This is a genomic window from Actinosynnema sp. CA-299493 (genome assembly GCF_050946825.1).
In the GTDB taxonomy this organism is placed as follows: domain Bacteria; phylum Actinomycetota; class Actinomycetes; order Mycobacteriales; family Pseudonocardiaceae; genus Actinosynnema.
In genome coordinates this window covers 2,502,531-2,517,680 of the sequence record NZ_CP191993.1, presented here as the reverse complement: position 1 = coordinate 2,517,680, position 15,150 = coordinate 2,502,531, and the positions used below count along the sequence as shown (strand labels likewise).

9 protein-coding genes are annotated in these 15,150 nt (G+C 71.8%); 5 read left to right on the top strand and 4 right to left on the bottom strand.

Annotated features, from left to right (window positions below; genetic code table 11):
- Positions 1 to 90: 90 nt before the first annotated feature.
- Genes ACQPYE_RS12040 through ACQPYE_RS12030 form a run of 3 tightly spaced genes read left to right on the top strand, consistent with a single transcriptional unit; the run spans position 91 to position 3,811 of the window.
- The gene (locus ACQPYE_RS12040) at positions 91 to 1,140 is read left to right on the top strand and encodes a glycosyltransferase family 2 protein (protein WP_498721190.1); all 1,050 of its coding nucleotides are present in this window, start codon (positions 91 to 93) and stop codon (positions 1,138 to 1,140) included.
- Entirely contained in the window at positions 1,125 to 2,597 is a 1,473-nt protein-coding gene (locus ACQPYE_RS12035; RefSeq protein WP_498721189.1) for a lipopolysaccharide biosynthesis protein, read from the top strand. The genes ACQPYE_RS12040 and ACQPYE_RS12035 overlap by 16 nt, the downstream gene beginning before the upstream one ends.
- Positions 2,594 to 3,811, top strand: coding sequence for a rhamnosyltransferase WsaF family glycosyltransferase (locus ACQPYE_RS12030; protein WP_498721188.1), 1,218 nt, complete (start codon positions 2,594 to 2,596; stop codon positions 3,809 to 3,811). Before ACQPYE_RS12035 ends, ACQPYE_RS12030 begins: the two co-directional genes overlap by 4 nt.
- Here the strand turns inward: ACQPYE_RS12030 and ACQPYE_RS12025 are convergent.
- Positions 3,789 to 4,904, bottom strand: coding sequence for an acyltransferase family protein (locus ACQPYE_RS12025; protein WP_498721187.1), 1,116 nt, complete (start codon positions 4,902 to 4,904; stop codon positions 3,789 to 3,791). The genes ACQPYE_RS12030 and ACQPYE_RS12025 overlap by 23 nt on opposite strands.
- A 381-nt stretch (positions 4,905 to 5,285) precedes the next feature.
- On the bottom strand, positions 5,286 to 6,170 hold the full coding sequence (locus tag ACQPYE_RS12020) for a TolB family protein (RefSeq protein WP_498721186.1): 885 nt from the start codon (positions 6,168 to 6,170) through the stop codon (positions 5,286 to 5,288).
- A 168-nt stretch (positions 6,171 to 6,338) separates the two neighbouring features.
- Here ACQPYE_RS12020 and ACQPYE_RS12015 point away from each other — a divergent pair, with 168 nt between their 5' ends.
- Together ACQPYE_RS12015 and ACQPYE_RS12010 are read left to right on the top strand one after the other, a co-directional pair.
- Positions 6,339 to 7,298: a hypothetical protein gene (locus ACQPYE_RS12015; RefSeq protein WP_498721185.1), complete on the top strand. Its 960-nt coding sequence runs from the start codon at positions 6,339 to 6,341 to the stop codon at positions 7,296 to 7,298.
- Entirely contained in the window at positions 7,271 to 8,638 is a 1,368-nt protein-coding gene (locus ACQPYE_RS12010; protein WP_498721184.1) for an O-antigen ligase family protein, read from the top strand. The genes ACQPYE_RS12015 and ACQPYE_RS12010 overlap by 28 nt, the downstream gene beginning before the upstream one ends.
- Before the next feature lie 322 nt (positions 8,639 to 8,960).
- On the opposite strand, the gene ACQPYE_RS12005 is transcribed toward ACQPYE_RS12010, so the two are convergent.
- Together ACQPYE_RS12005 and ACQPYE_RS12000 are read right to left on the bottom strand one after the other, a co-directional pair.
- Positions 8,961 to 13,805 (bottom strand): DUF4082 domain-containing protein, encoded by a 4,845-nt coding sequence (locus ACQPYE_RS12005; RefSeq protein WP_498721183.1) that lies wholly within the window; start codon positions 13,803 to 13,805, stop codon positions 8,961 to 8,963.
- Positions 13,806 to 14,003: 198 nt separating this feature from the next.
- Positions 14,004 to 15,146, bottom strand: coding sequence for a DegT/DnrJ/EryC1/StrS family aminotransferase (locus ACQPYE_RS12000; protein ID WP_498721182.1), 1,143 nt, complete (start codon positions 15,144 to 15,146; stop codon positions 14,004 to 14,006).
- Between the last annotated feature and the right edge of the window lie 4 nt (positions 15,147 to 15,150).

Sequence of the window (15,150 nt, the reverse complement as noted above, 5' to 3'; positions counted from 1 at the left end):
GTGGTCCATGAAACCCCTTCCCGTATGTCCCGTACATCGGGATCGGGGCCGCGCCGTTAACGATCCGCGTTCGAACACGATGAGTAGGGCGTGACTGAGCCCCCGGCACGACCAACGGTCGACGTCGTCATCCCCTGCTACAACTACGCCCGGTTCCTGCGCGCTTGCGTGACGAGCGTGCTCGACCAGCCCGGTGTCGACGTGCGGGTGCTGATCATCGACGACACGTCGAGCGACGAGACGCCCCAGGTCGTGGCCGAGCTGACCCGCGACCCCCGGGTCGAGGCCCGCAGGCACGAGGTCAACCAGGGCCACATCGCGACCTACAACGAGGGCCTGCTGGAGTGGGCCAAGGCCGACTACACCGTGCTGCTGTCCGCCGACGACCTGCTCGCGCCGGGTGCGCTGGCCCGTGCCGCCGAGGTCTTCGAGGCGCACCCGAACGTCGGCATGGTGTACGGACGTGTCGTTGATTACACCGACCAGGACGACCTGCCGTCCGTGGTCACCGCCCCGGCGGGTCGCACGGTCTGGTCCGGTGTGGACTGGATCGAGGCGCGCTGCCGCACCGGGCAGAACGTGCTGGCCTCCCCCGAGGCCGTGGTGCGCACGTCGGTGCAGCAGGAGGTGGGCGGCTACCGGCCGGACCTGCCGCACGCGGGCGACCTGGAGATGTGGATGCGCATCGCCGCGGTGTCCGACATCGGCTACGTGCGCGGCGAGCCCGCCGCGTACTACCGGGTGCACCAGCAGAGCATGATGCGCACGCGGTTCTCGTCGCCGTTCACCGACCTGGAGCAGCGGCAGGCGGTGTTCGAGCGGTTCTTCGCCGAGCACCCCGACCTGCCGGCGCGGCTGCGGTCGCTGGCCGACCGGTCGATCGCCAAGGACGCGTTGTGGCGGGCGGTGCGCGCCTACGACCGGGACAAGCTGGCCGAGGTGCCGGTGGACGAGCTGGTGGCGTTCGCCCGACGGGTGTACCCCGACGCGGCGCGGCTGCCCGAGTACCGGGCGCTGCGACGGCGGCGGGCGCTGGGGCCGAAGGTGTGCAGCCGCACGCAGCTGTTCGTCGGCAGCCACCTGGCCAAGCGCGGCGCCGGCGTCGTCGGCGGTCAGGTCCGGAAGTGGCGGGGGCAGTGACCACCGGCGTGGAGCCGACCGGGACCGAACGCCCCGAGCTGCGGCGCAAGGTCGGTTCGGCGATCCGGTGGAGCGCGATCAACAGCCTGGTGCAGCGGTTCAGCCAGGTCGGTGTGGGCGTCCTGCTGGCCCGGCTCATCGCGCCCGAGCAGTTCGGCGTGTTCGCGGTCGCGCTGGTGGTGCTCAACATCGTGATGAGCGTCAGCGAGATGGGCGTGAGCGTCGCCCTGGTGCGGACCGAGCGGCCGGTCGAGGAGCTCGCGCCCACGGTGACGACGCTGTCCATCGCGTCCGGCGCGCTGCTGGCGCTGCTGTGCGTGCTCGGCGCGCCGTGGTTCGCCGGGGCGATGGACACGCCGCAGGCGACCGGTGTGATCCAGCTCATGTCGCTGTCGCTGGTGATCGCGGGCGCGTCGGCGGTGCCGGGCGCGTTGTTGCAGCGCGAGTTCCGGCAGGACCACAAGTTCGTCGCGGACACCTCGGCGTTCGTCGTCGGCACGGCCGTGGTGGTCGTGATGGCGCTGCTGGGCTTCGGCGCGTGGAGCCTGGCGTGGTCGCGGATCGCCACGAACCTCGTCGCCGCGGTGGTGATGTTCGCCTACACGCCGAAGCGCTACCGGCCGGGGTTCGACAGGGTCCAGGCACGCGGGCTGCTGGCGTTCGGGCTGCCGCTGGCGGGGGCGAGCCTGCTGGTGTTCGGGGTGCTCAACGTCGACTACATCATCGTCGGCAGCGTGCTGGGCACGGTGCCGCTGGGGTTCTACCTGCTCGCGTTCAACCTGGCGAACTGGCCGGTCGGCGCGTTCTCGCAGCCGGTGCGCAGCGTGTCGCTGGCGGCGTTCTCGCAGGTGAGGGACGATCCGGAGCTGTTCGCGCGGACGTTCTCGCGTGCCTTGCGGCTGCTCGCGCTGGTGACGGTGCCCGCGTGCGTGCTGCTGGCGGTGCTGGCCGATCCGCTCGTGCGCACCGTGTACGGCGAGCGGTGGGCGCCGGCCGCGCAGGCGTTGGCGCTGCTGGTGCTGCTGGGCGCGCTGCGGGTGGCGTTGGAGCTGGGGTACGACTACCTGGCCAGCGCCGGGCGGTCGCGCGCGATCCTGGTCATCCACCTGGTGTGGCTGGTCGCGCTCGTGCCGCTGCTGGCGCTGGGCGCGCACCTGGACGGCATCCGGGGCGTGGCGCTGGCGCAGAGCGTGGTCGTGCTCGTGGTGATCGTGCCCGCCTACCTGATCGCGTTCCGGCCCTACGGGCTGCGGGCGCGTGCCCTGGGCGCGGCGGTCGCACGGCCGGTGCTCGGCGGTCTGGTGATGGTCGTGGTGGCGACGGGCGTGCAGTGGCTGGTCGACGGCGCCCTGTGGCGGCTGCTGGTCGGCGGCGCGCTGGCGTCGCTGGCGTACGCGGCCGTGGTGTTCCCCCTGCGCCACGAGGTGCTGGGTCTGTTGCGGAGGAGCGGCGCGTGAAGGTCGTCCAGCAGTTGCGGCGTCGGGCGCACCAGGTCACGCGGATCATGCGTGAACAGGGTGTGCGCCAGGTCGGCGCCCGTGCGCTCGGCCGCGCGGCGCGGAGGTTCGGCGCGGACGCCGAGGTGTTCCCGGTGCGCCTGGAGGACGTGCGCGCGGCGGACATCGGCGTGCGGCGGCCGGTGGTCGTGCCGGACCTCCCGGCGGACGGGCGGCTGACGATCAACTGGGTCAGCACGCCGCCGTCACCCGGCTCCGGCGGGCACACCACGATGTTCCGGCTGATCGAGCACCTGGAGTCGGTGGGGCACACGTGCCGGCTTTACCTGTACGACGTGTACGGCAGCCGTGCGGCGGACCACGAGCCGGTGATCAGGTCGGCGTTCCCGGGTTTCCGGGGGTCGGTGCACGACGTGGCGGACGGGATGGCCGACGCGCACGCCGTGTTCGCGACCGCGTGGATGACGGCCTACCCGGTGTTCAACGACCCGTGCGCGGGCAAGCGGTTCTACCTCGTGCAGGACTACGAGCCGTGGTTCTTCCCGGTCGGCGGGCTGTCGGCGTTGGCGGAGAACACCTACCGGATGGGGTTCCACGGCTTCACCGCCGGCCGGTTCCTGGCCGAGAAGGTGCACGCCGAGATGGGGATGGCGGCGGACTTCTTCGACTTCGGCTGCGACGCGGACCGCTACCGCCTGGACGAGGGCGCGCGGCGGGACGGCGTGGTGTTCTACGCGCGTCGGCTGGCGCCCCGGCGGGCGATCGAGATCGGGTTGCTGGCGCTGGAGGTCTTCGCCGAGCGGCACCCGGACGTCGTGATCCACACGTACGGCGAGAAGATCGGGTCGCTGGGTCACCGGCACGTCGACCACGGGCTGGTCACGCCGGACCGGCTCAACGAGATCTACAACCGGTGCTACGCGGGCCTCACGCTGTCGATGACGAACGTCTCGCTGGTGCCGCACGAGATGTTGGCCGCGGGGTGCCTGCCAGTCGTCAACGAGGCCGTGCACAACCGCGTCGTGCTGGACAACGACCACGTCCGGTACGCGCCCGCGACACCGCACGACCTGGCCCGCGCGCTGTCGGAGGTGGTCACGACGCCCGATTTCGACGCCGTGGCGCGGGCCGCGTCCGCCAGCGTGTCCGGCCGGTCGTGGGACGCGGCCGGGCACGAGTTGGAGAAGGTGCTCAGGCGGGAGCTGTCACTCTGAGCAGGCGTCGCTGCGCCGGCCGTTCGACGAGCCGGTGCAGCAGCCACGCCAGGACCAGCGAGCAGGCCAGGAGGGCGACCGCGACCCCGGTCGCCCCGCCCAGGCCGACGTCGTGCGGGCCGAACGCCTCCGCGAGCCGCATCACCACCTGGTGCACCAGGTAGAAGGCGAAGGAGATCTCGCCGAGGAACACCGCCGTGCGGCCTCGCCACGGTGACCGCGAGCCGGTGAGGTCGGCGGTCGCGGCGGCCGGGATGAGCAGCGCCAGCGGGACGACCGTGCCGGCCACGAAGCCGAACGTGCCGGGCAGGTGGCCGGAGACGACGTAACCGGCGACGGCCAGCGCGCCCGCCCCCCACAGGGGCAGCCGGATCCAGAGGCCCGCGCGCACGATCCGGGCCAGGGCCATGCCGAGCACGAACTCCAGCGCGCGGGTCACCGGGAAGACGTAGACGAACCAGTACTCCAGGTCCGCGGGCAGGGGCAGCGCGATGACCGGGACCAGGACCACCGCGGCCATGAGGCCGATCGCCAACGCCCAGAGCCTCGTTCGCGGCACGCGGTCCACCAGGGCCAGGAGCCAGGCGAACGCCGTGTAGAACGCCGCCTCGCACGACAGCGACCACGCCGGTGTGTTGACGCCGAAGTAGATCGACTGGACCGGCACCCAGGCTTGGAGCAGGAACAGCCCCAGCACGCCGGCGAGGACGGACACGCCGCCCAACCAGGCGAGGCCGGCGAACACGACGACCCAGACCACCACGTGGTTGGGCAGCACCCTGGCCGCCCGCCGCCGCAGGCCGACGCCCGCCGGCACACCTCCCCGCGCCGACCAGGTGAGCACGAAACCGGACAGCAGGAAGAAGAACCCCACACCGGTCGCGCCCTGTCCGAACACCGCCTCCAGCACACCTTCCGCACCGGTGCCCGCGAACAACCCGCCGGCGTGCAGGTGGAAGCCGAAGACGACGAACGCGGCCAGGAAGCGCAGCCCGGTGAGGGACGGTAATCGGGCCGGCGGCGCGGCCGGGGCCGACGCGGTCGGAGTCGGCACGGTCGCGGTCGCGGTCGCGGTCGCGGTCGGCAAGGTCACGGGCGGCGAGGCCGGCGCAGCGGTCGGCGTCGGGGTCGGGGTCGGCGGGGTCGAGGCGGTCGGGGTCGGAATCCGGGTCGGCGGGGTCGGGGTCATCGGCGAGGACGGCGAGGGCGGCGGGGTCACCGGCTCGGTGCGGTGTCGGCAGGGCGGTGGGCGCGTGGCGTGCGGGGGTGGGACGGCGCGGCCGGGTGGTCTACCGGGGTGGCGCGGGCAGCGCACCGCCGATGATCGACCTGCGCGTTCTCCCTCTCGGGTAACACGATTCTTGCGGCGCGGTATTCACTTCTCGCCAGGAATAACAACTTCAGCCTCCGGAAGGCGCGATTTTCCCTTGAACACAAGGGGATCGCGGCACTCCGGAGCGGCGTTAGCCGAAGATCAGAAAGGGGACGGCGAGGTGGCGTCGGAGATCACGAGCACGGCGGCGGCGGAGCCGTCGGCGGGCACCACGTGGATCGACGCGAGCTTGGCGTCCTTCGGCACGGCGGCGAACGCGATCCGCTCGTCGTCCAGCCAGGTGGCCTGGTCGTCGACCCCGGCGGTGCCCGGCAGCCTGCGCTCCTCACCGGTCTTCAGGTCCAGCACGGCCAGCTCCCACGGCCCCAGCCGGCCGATCCGCTTCTTGTAGGCGACCTTCGTGCCGTCCGGCGACAGCGACGGGCACTCCGCGTCACGCCGCAGCGACTCCAGGCGACGCTCCACCAGGTCGCCCTTCACCAGCCACGTGTACCCGCCCGAGGCCAGGGTCGCGTAGAACGTCCGGTCGTCGGCGGCGACCGTCAGGCCCCAGTAGTTCACGTCCTGCGCGCCGTGCGGCTGACCCTCGACCACGGCGGTGAACCCCTCCAGCGACTCCACCGCCTCGCCGGAGCGCAGGTCCAGGTACCCGGTCCGGGTGGAGAACCCGCCGGGCACCGCGTAGGAGTCACCGGTCACGAACGACGTCCACGTGACCACCTGGCCCGACGCCGACACCTTCGCCCGGCTCGGCGCCCCGGGCAGCAGCACGGTCCGCGCCACGCCACCGTCCCGCGTCACCTCGGCCGCGTACGTCGGGCCCGGCCCGGCCAGCTTCAGGCACACCGTCGTCCCACCGGCCCGGTACACCCGCCGGCACGTCAGCGGCGTCGCGCTGCGGGCGGCGGGATCGGCCAGGCGCGCCTGCTCGACCCGGCCGCGCCCGTCGGCCAGCGCCACGAACATCAGGTCGCCGTCGACCGCGGCCACCGGTGCGGGTGAGGTCTCGCGCACCACGGATGTCACGTAAACCACCCCGGCTCCGATGACCAGTACGATGGCCGCGACGGCGAAAACCACGCGCCGGTGGGTCATGTCCATCACCACCTGTAACGACTGGGCGCGAGTCGGCCGATTTCAGAGTAACAACACCGTGCGCGCACGCACGCGGGGTAAACGTGGATCGGGGAGCGGATGGACTTCTGGGGCGCCGTGCGAACGCTGCGCAGGCGGTGGTACATCGCCCTGCCTGCGGCGATCACGGCTGTCGCCGTGGCCGCCGGTGTGTTCCTGTCCATCCCGACGCGCTACCAGTCGTCCGGGGTAATGGTGCTGACGTCGCCGGCGGCCGGTGGCACGTTCAAGGAGAAGATCTCCCCCGAGGACGCGGTGCGGGTCAACCCGCTGCTGTCGTTCGACGGCAGCCTGACGACCACCGCGCAGATCATCTCGCAGATCCTGGCCGACCCGAAGACCCGCAAGGAGTCGCTCGGCCTCGGCAAGGACTCGACGGAGAACTTCACCGCGGCCGGTGGCGGCATGGGTGGCCCGTTCCTGTTCGTGACGGCGGACGGCAGCACCCCGGAGGCCGCCGAGCAGCTGGTCACCACGGTGATGGAGTTCGCGACCAAGGAGCTGGACAAGCAGCAGACCACGTTGAAGGCGCCGGAGTCGACGTTCATCACCTCGCAGGTGATCGTGAACCCGACCGAGGCGGAGGCGCAGATCGGCGGCAAGGTCCGGTACGCGGGCGCGGCGTTCGTGCTGCTGATGCTGCTGACGACGGCGGCCACGTTCGGTGGGGACAGCGTGCTGAACCACCTGCGACGCCGCCGCGAGGCGCGTGAGGGCGAGGCGACGGAAGAGGACGACGCCGTGCCGCCGGCCGCTCCCGCCCGCAATGCGCCGCAGGCCGCTCAGCCGCCCCAGCCCCAGCCCGCCCAGGCGGCTGCGGGCGCTCCAGGGGTTCCGGCGGCTCCGGTGGCGAAGCAGGCCGTGCCGCCTCCCAACAGCGGCCCGCGCCGCCCACCCGGCCCGCCGGTCCGCCGACCGCCGACCGCCAGCGAGCAGACGGTGAAGATCGCCGCGCCGGGTCCGCGCAACCCCGGCAACCCGGGGGCTCCGGCGTGGCCGACCAACGACGACAAACCCTGACCGTGGCCGAGCGGTTCCTGCCGGACCAGCCCGTGCGGCAGCGGGCGGACGGCGCCACGCTCGTGAGCCTGTTCCTGCTGGCGCTGCTGATCATCCCGGCCCGGCTGGTGCTGTCGTTCGTGCCGATGACGTTGCCGCCCGCGTTGGTGGTGGCGTTGCTGCTGGGCGTGTTCTGGGTGTCCGGGCAGATGGTCGACAACGTCGGCATGGGCAAGGGGCGCAACGTCGTGCGCACGGCCGTGGCGCTGTACCTGGCGTCGCAGCTGGCGACCTACGGCGTGGCCACCCGGCGCTGGCTGCCGACCGACGAGCTGACCGTGGCCGACAGCAGCATCATCCGGATCACGTCGATGATCGCGGTCGCGGTGTTCGTGTGCGACGCCGTGCGCACCAAGGAGCGGCTGGACCGGGTGCTCAAGCTGCTGCTGGGGTGCTCGGCGGTGATCGCGTTCGTGGGGCTGGTGCAGTTCGGGCTCGGGGTGGACCTGGCGTCGTACGTGTCGCTGCCCGGGCTGCGCGTGCAGGACAACGGGTACTCGGCGATGGAGGCCCGGTCGATCTTCCGCCGGCCGACGGGCACCACGAACCACCCGATCGAGTTCGGCCTGGTGTGCGCGATGGCCGTGCCGCTGGGCGTGCACTACGTGTTCAAGGCACAGGACGACGGCACGCCGCAGCTGCGCTGGTTCGCGTGCCTGGCGCTGGTGGGGCTGGGCGCGTTGCTGTCGTTGTCGCGGACGGCGCTGCTGTGCATGGCGGTCGGCGCGGTGATCATGATCATCGCGTTGCCGCGGCCGCGCAAGATCGCCACGGCGGTGGTGGGCGGCGGGTCGTTCCTGGGCGCGACGCTGGTGGTCCCGGGGCTGTTCGGGACGTTGCGCGGGATGTTCTCCAACATCGAGGACGACCCGAGCGTCAAGGCCCGCACGGCGGACTACGAGGCGGCGTGGGAGCAGATCGACCTGAACCCGTTGCTGGGGCGCGGGTTCGGCACGTACCTGCCGACGAAGTACACGATCCTGGACAACCAGTTCCTGCTGACGTTGATCGAGAACGGCTACCTGGGGCTGTTCGCGTTGATCGGGATGTTCCTGGCGGCGGCGTTCGCGGCGATCCGAGTGCGGATGATCAGCGAGGACGAGCAGCTGCGGAGCCTGGCGAGCGCGCTGGTGGCGGCCGTGGTGTCGGGTGGGATCGCGTCGGTGACGTTCGACCTGCTGGGCTTCGGCGTGGCGACCGGGCTGGTGTTCACCATGCTCGGCGCGTCGGGCGCGTTGCTGCGGGTGGCCAAGGCGCAACGGCGGCGTGCGACGGCGGAGCCCGTACCCCAGGACGCGTGACCGCGTGGGTCGGGAAGCGTGACCGCGCTGGTCAGTGGTCGAGGCGTTGGCCCATGACGCCGAGGAGCAACTCCTCCAGGCCGCTGACGTCCGCGCGCAGAGCTTGCTCGGCCTCCGTCGACCACGGGTCCACTGCTTGCCTCACGTGGGGATCTTGACGGCGCAAAGGCTCGGACCCGCAGGTCGCGTGTTCTGAGCGTTCAACTCGGGTGTCCTGAGCGTAGGACACGGTGGTTCCGAACGTAGGACACGGTGGTTCCGAGCGTAGGACTCGCGCGGGGGTGGGGCGGACGGGAGGGGTGGCCGTCCGCCCCGACGGGGGTCAGCCGGTGGTGAAGACGACGTCGACCCAGTAGTTGCTGCCCGCGTAGGACGACTCCGGGAAGCCGGGACCGGACCGGTAGACGCCGTTGCGGGCGCCTTCGGCCGTGGCGGGCGCGCTCAGCGGCGGGCTGGTCACGGCGTTGCCGACGAAGTACCCGGCGTCCACGGAGTAGCGGCCGTTCGGCGCGCTGTAGGACGCCACGTAGCTCGTGCCCGCGATGACGGTCACCGGAGCGGCGAACGTGAGCGTCTGCCAGCCGCCGGCCGTCTCGTTCGAGAACGTGCCGGTGGCCAGCGGGTTGCCCGCCGCGTCCCACAGCGTGCCGGTGTGCGTGCCGGTGTTGCCCGGCCCCTTGTAGAACCGCACCCCGGTGACCGAGCCGGTCACCGACGGCACGAACCGGACGCCGAGCTCGTAGGGGCCGGTGTCGTCGGCCGCCGCCACGGTGGGCACGGTCGCCGCGCTGAACAGCGAGCACGGGCAGTTCCCGGCCGTGGTCGTGGTGAACGACCACGTCGTCGGCGCGGCCATCACGTTGCCGTAGACGTCGGCGATCCGCAGGCTCGCGGTGTAGGTCATGCCGCCGCCCAGCGGCGCGGCCGGCGTCCAGGTCACCTGCTGCTGGTTGGCCGACAGCGACAACGTGCCCGCGATCTTCGCGCCGCCGGAGTCAGCGAGCGTGAACTGGGCCGTGGTGAGGTCGACCGGCTCGTCGAACGTCGTGGTCAGCGGCGAGGTGCGGGACACCTCGCCGGCCCCGTTGAGCGGCGTGCGCCCGTTGACGACCGGCGGCGTGTTGTCGTCGTTGGGCACGAAGACGACGTCGACCCAGTAGTTGCCGCCCGCGTAGGAGTTCGTCGGGTGGCCCGCGCCGGCGCGGTAGACGCCGTTGCCGCCGTCCAGGCCCGACGGCGCGCTCAGCGGGCCGCTGGTCACCGAGTAGCCGTCGAAGTACCCGGCGTCGACGGCGTAGTGGCCGGTGGTCGTGCTGTAGGACGCGGTGTAGGTCTGGCCCGCCGTGACGAACACCGGCGTGGTGAAGGTCAACGTCTGCCAGCCGATCGCGCTCTCACCGGTGAACGTGCCGGTGGCCAACCGCTGGCCGCTCGGCGACCACAGCGAGCCGGTGTGCGTGCCGGTGTTGCCCTCGCCCTTGTAGAACTTCACCGCGGCGATCCGCCCGCCCGCCGTGGGGGTGAACCGGACGCCCAGCTCGTAGGCGCCGCCGTCGTCGCTGGCGGTGATCGTGGGCAGGGTCGCCGAGCTGAACAGCGTGCACGGGCAGATGACGGTCGCGGAGGTGGTGAACGACCACGTCACCGGGTCCGGCATCGGGTTGCCGTTGGCGTCGGCGATCAGCACGCTGGCGGTGTAGCGGGTGTCGGGCATGAGCTTGCCGGTCGGCGTCCAGGTGGCCGTCCGCTGGTCGCCGGACAGCGACACCGAACCGGACAGCTGCGTGCCGCGCGGGTCGGTCAGCCAGATCTGCGCGCTGGCCGGGTCGACGGCCTCGCTGAACGTCGCGGTCACCGGGGTGGTGGCGACGACGTTCGTGGCGTTCACGCCCGGCGAGCGGTTGGTCAGCACCGGCGGCGTGGTGTCGCCGTTGAGGCCGTTGCGGAAGACGACGTCGACCCAGTAGTTCGTCGCGTTGTACGACGCCGTCGGCGCGAAGCCGCCGGTGCCGTAGCGGTACACGCCGTTGTGCCCGTCGACGCCGTCGGCGAGCGCCCGCAGGCCCGCGTAGCTCGCGCCCTTGCCGCTGAAGAAGCCGCCGCTGACCGCGTAACGGCCGTTGGGCGCGTGGTAGGACACGATGTAGGTGGTGTTCGCCTGCACGATCACCGGCGAGGAGAACGTCAGCTTCTGCCAGCCGCTCGCGCTCTCGTTGGCGAACGTCCCGGTGGCCAGGAGCAGACCGGTGGACGACCACAGCGAGCCGGTGTGCGTGCCGGTGTTGCCGGTGCCCTTGAAGAACCGGACGCCGAGCACCTCGCCCTTGCCGTTGAAGCGGACCTTGGTGCCGACCTCGATCGGCGCGCTGTCCGTCGAGGAGTACTCGGCCGGCCGGGCGAAGTCGTCCCAGACCGTGCACGGGCACGTCGCGGGCCGGACCGCGCCGGTGGTGAACGACCACGTCGACTGCGACGCCTGGTTGCCCGCCACGTCCGACACCCGCACCGCCACCGCGTAGCCGGTGTTCGGGGCGAGCGCCTGGCCCGGGGTGAAGGTGACGGTCTTGTTCCCGTTGGACAGGGCCAGCGACCCGGACACCGCGCCGCTCGGCCCGGTCACGGTGAACTGGGCGGAGCCGGGCAGGACGGCCTCGTCGTAGGTGGCGGAGACGACGGGGCTGAGCGCGACCGTGCCCTCGCCGCCGACCGGCGTGGTGGACGCGAGCAGCGGCGCGCGCTGGTCGGGGCCGGGGTCCGGCGCCCACACCACGTCCACCCAGTAGTTGCTGCCCCAGTGGGACTGGGTCGGGAAGCCGGGTCCGCCGAACCGGAACAGGCCGTTCGTGCCGTCCTCGCCGTTCTTCAGGCCGGTGACCGGTTCGAGGTAGCGGTTCTGCTGGAGGAAGTACTCCAGGTCGTACGAGTAGTGGCCGTTGGGGGCGAAGTACGACACGACGTACGTGGCGCCCGCGGTCACCGGCACGGGCATCGCGAAGACCAGCGTCTGCCAGCCGCTCGCGGTCTCGTTGGTGAACGTGCCCGTGGCGATCGGGTTGCCGGTGCGGTCCCACAGGGTGCCGGTGTGCGTGCCGGTGTTGCCCGGCCCCTTGTAGAACCGCACGCCGCGCACGTAGCCGTCGCTGTTCGCACGCCACTTCACGCCCAGCTCCAGCGGCGAGGCGTCACCGCTGTCGACCACGTCGGGCTTGTCGGCGTTGGTCCACAGGCCGCACGGGCAGGTGCGCGGGTTCACCCCCGGCGCGGACACCACGGGGGCGGACAGGTTCGCCGAGTCGTCCACGGCCCGCACGCGCAGGCTCGCCGGACCGGACTTGCCCGGGGTGTAGGTGTAGCTCCAGGCCGTCCGGCCGGCCTGCCAGACGGCCGGGTGCCAGCGCGAGCCGCCGTCGGTGGACACCTCGACGCCGCCGACCTGGCCGCCTCCGAGGTCGGTCACCGTGCCGGCGAACGTGTACGCCGCGCCCACCGTGGAGATCGGCGGCACGCTGGTGAACGCCACCGCCGGCGCCTGGGCGTCGGTGCTCTTCGTCGCCTGCGTCAGCCCCGGCTGCAACGTGGTCGCCGGCACGCCCATGTCGGCCAGGAAGTTGACCGTGGCCTGCTTGATCCGCACGTCGGAGGTCGGCGTGTTGGTGAGGAACGCGTGCTCGTCGTCCACGCCCCACGCCCACTGGACCGTGCCCGCGCCGAACACCAGCGACCCGCTCGGGTGCTTGTAGTAGGTGATGGCGTGGGTCTTGGTGTCCGGGGTGTAGAGGTCGCCGTGGTTCTGCAGCACGTACGGGCCCTCGGGCATGTCCACCGTGGTGCGGGACAGCTGCGCCACGCCCGGCGGCTGGAAACCGTTGTCCTCCACCGAGTTCCACTCGTAGCCGAGCGTGCCCGGCTGGAACGTGTAGGAGGTGTCGGTGGCCAGGTCCTTCAGCGACGTGTGCCGCCACAGCCGCATCTTCCCGTACGCGGCCGGCACCTTGAGCGCGTCCTCGCGGCGGCCGTTGACCGTGAAGATGTTGCCGAGCAGCGCGTTCTCCGGGCGACCGCCGTCCTGGTCGGGGTAGCGCGGGTCGCGCCAGGTGCCGGTCCAGTCGCTCAGGTGGTCGTTCTGGGTGCCCTTGGTCTCCTTGTAGCAGGCGATGGTGCGCCAGTCGGTCGCGGAGGAGTCGATGCTCTTCTCCCACCGGTGCTTCCAGAAGACCTCGTTGCCGGTCAGGAACGCCAGGTGCACGCCCGCGTCCCGGGCCGCCTCCACGTTGGCGCGCTGCTCGTTGGACCAGTACTCGTCGTGGCCCACGGCCATGAACACCTGGTGGTTCTTGATCAGGTGACCGCGCCTGGCCGAGTCGGCGTCCGTGGTGTAGCTGAGGTCGTACCCGTTGGCCTCCAGGAAGCGCAGCATCGGGTACTCGGCGTTGAAGATGAAGTTGTCGTCGCCGTCGCCGCCGGTGTAGGGGCGGTTGTAGCTGACCTTGTACGCCTGTCCGCCCTGGCCGGGGCCGTCGCCGAAGTAGAGGCTGTTGCCGCCGTAGCGGTTGTAGGCCACCCAGGTCGAGTCGGAGGTCTGGAACAGGACCTTCGACGTGCTGGTGTCGTCGCGGACGACGAAGACGATCTCGTTCTCCGCGTCGTTGTCGTTGCGGTGGGTGCGCGCGTAGTAGATGCCGGAGACCGCGGTCGGCGGCACGTTCCAGCTCAGCGACACCTGCCAGTTGCCGCAGTCGATCAACGCGCTGCCGTCCACGCCCCGCTTGCACGGGTCCTGGTTCTGCGCGCCGTTGCGGGTGATCCGCTCCTGGAACCGCGCGCCCACACCGCCGTAGTAGCCGAGCCGGTAGATGTCGATGTAGTAGGACGACGCGCTGGTCAGCATCTTGAAGTCGACCCGGCCACCGGGGTTGACGCTGATGTCGGTGGTGTAGCCGAGGATGCCGTCGTCCCGGTACGACACCTGCCAGTCGGGCGTGCCCAGCTTGGTGTTCTCGCAGGCGACCTTGTTGACCACGGGCGCGTCGCACGGCGCGGCGGACGCCTCGGGCGCGCGCAGCAGACCGACGACCGCGATGGTGGACGCCACGAGGGCGGCCACGACCGCCAGGCGCAGCAGGAGAACCGATAGAGCGGACCTGTCCCGCGTCTGGTCGGCGGTCATGGGTGATTCACCTCTCGGGGCAAAGCGGCCGTAACTGCGAGTGATCCGGTGCGCACTACGTCGATCAGCGGAGTCCTGTTGCTCCGATGGTCGCGGGGACCGCACTTCGCGTTACAGCACAACGTGATCAGCGCTCAGGTGAGCACGATGCGTGACGCCCGGCGTGATCCGGTGGTGCGGTGGAGTGGTTCCGCGAGGTTATCGCGTGACGAGCGGCACGTGCAGCGCCGCTCGCAACTCGTCCACCACGATCTCCTGCGCCGCGGCGGTCAGGTCGTGGTAGAGCGGGAGGATGAGCGACCTCCTGGTGAACGCCTCCGTCACCGGCAGGTCGACGTGCGGGTGGCCCGCGTACGCCGGCTCCAGGTGCGCGGCCATGATCCCCCGGCGCGCCGACACGCCCCGCGCGGCGAGCCCGACCAGGACGTCGTCGCGCGCCACCGGCGCGTCCTCGGGCAGCACGACCCAGAACGACTGGTAGTTGGTGGCGCCGTGCTCGGGGTCGCGCACCGGGCGCAGACCGGGCACGTCGCCCAGCCGGTCCGCCAGCAGCTCGTGGTAGCGGGCCGCCAGCTCGCGCCGCCGGCGCACGATCGCGTCCAGTTTGGACAGCTGCACCAGGCCGACGGCCGCCTGGATGTCGGTCATCCGGTAGTTGAACGCGGTCTCCAGGTAGCGCTCCACGACCGCGCCGCCACCGCTGTGCCGCTCGGCCGCGCTCATGCTCGTGCCGTGCTCGCGCAGCCGCCTGGCGCGGGCCGCCCACTCGGCGTCGTTCGTGGTGAGCATCCCGCCCTCGCCCGTGGTGATCAGCTTGCGCGGGTGGAACGACCAGGCCGCGACCTCGGCGTCCGCGCCGACCGGCACGCCCCGGTAGGTCGACCCGGCGGCGCAGGCGGCGTCCTCCACCACCGTGACGCCACGCGGGCCGCACAGCGCGCGGACCGCGTCGACGTCGGCCGGCACACCGGCCTGGTGCACCAGGACCACCGCGCGGGTCCGCTCGGTGAGCACCGCCTCGATCCCCGCCGCGGCCAGGTTGCCGGTCTCCGGCTCCACGTCGGCGAACACCGGCGTGGCGCCGCAGTGGCGGACCACGTTGGCGGTGGCGATGAACGACAGCGACGGCACCACGACCTCGTCACCCGGCCGCACGTCGAGCAGGTGCAGCGCGAGGTGCAAGGCGGTCGTGCACGACGACGTGGCGACGGCGTGCAGGGCGGCGACGCGGCGGGCGAAGGCGTCCTCGAACGCGGCGACCTTGGGACCCTGCGCGACCCAGCCGGACAGCACGGCGGCGGAGGCGGCCTCGGCCTCCTCCGCGCCGAGCCACGGCTTCATCACC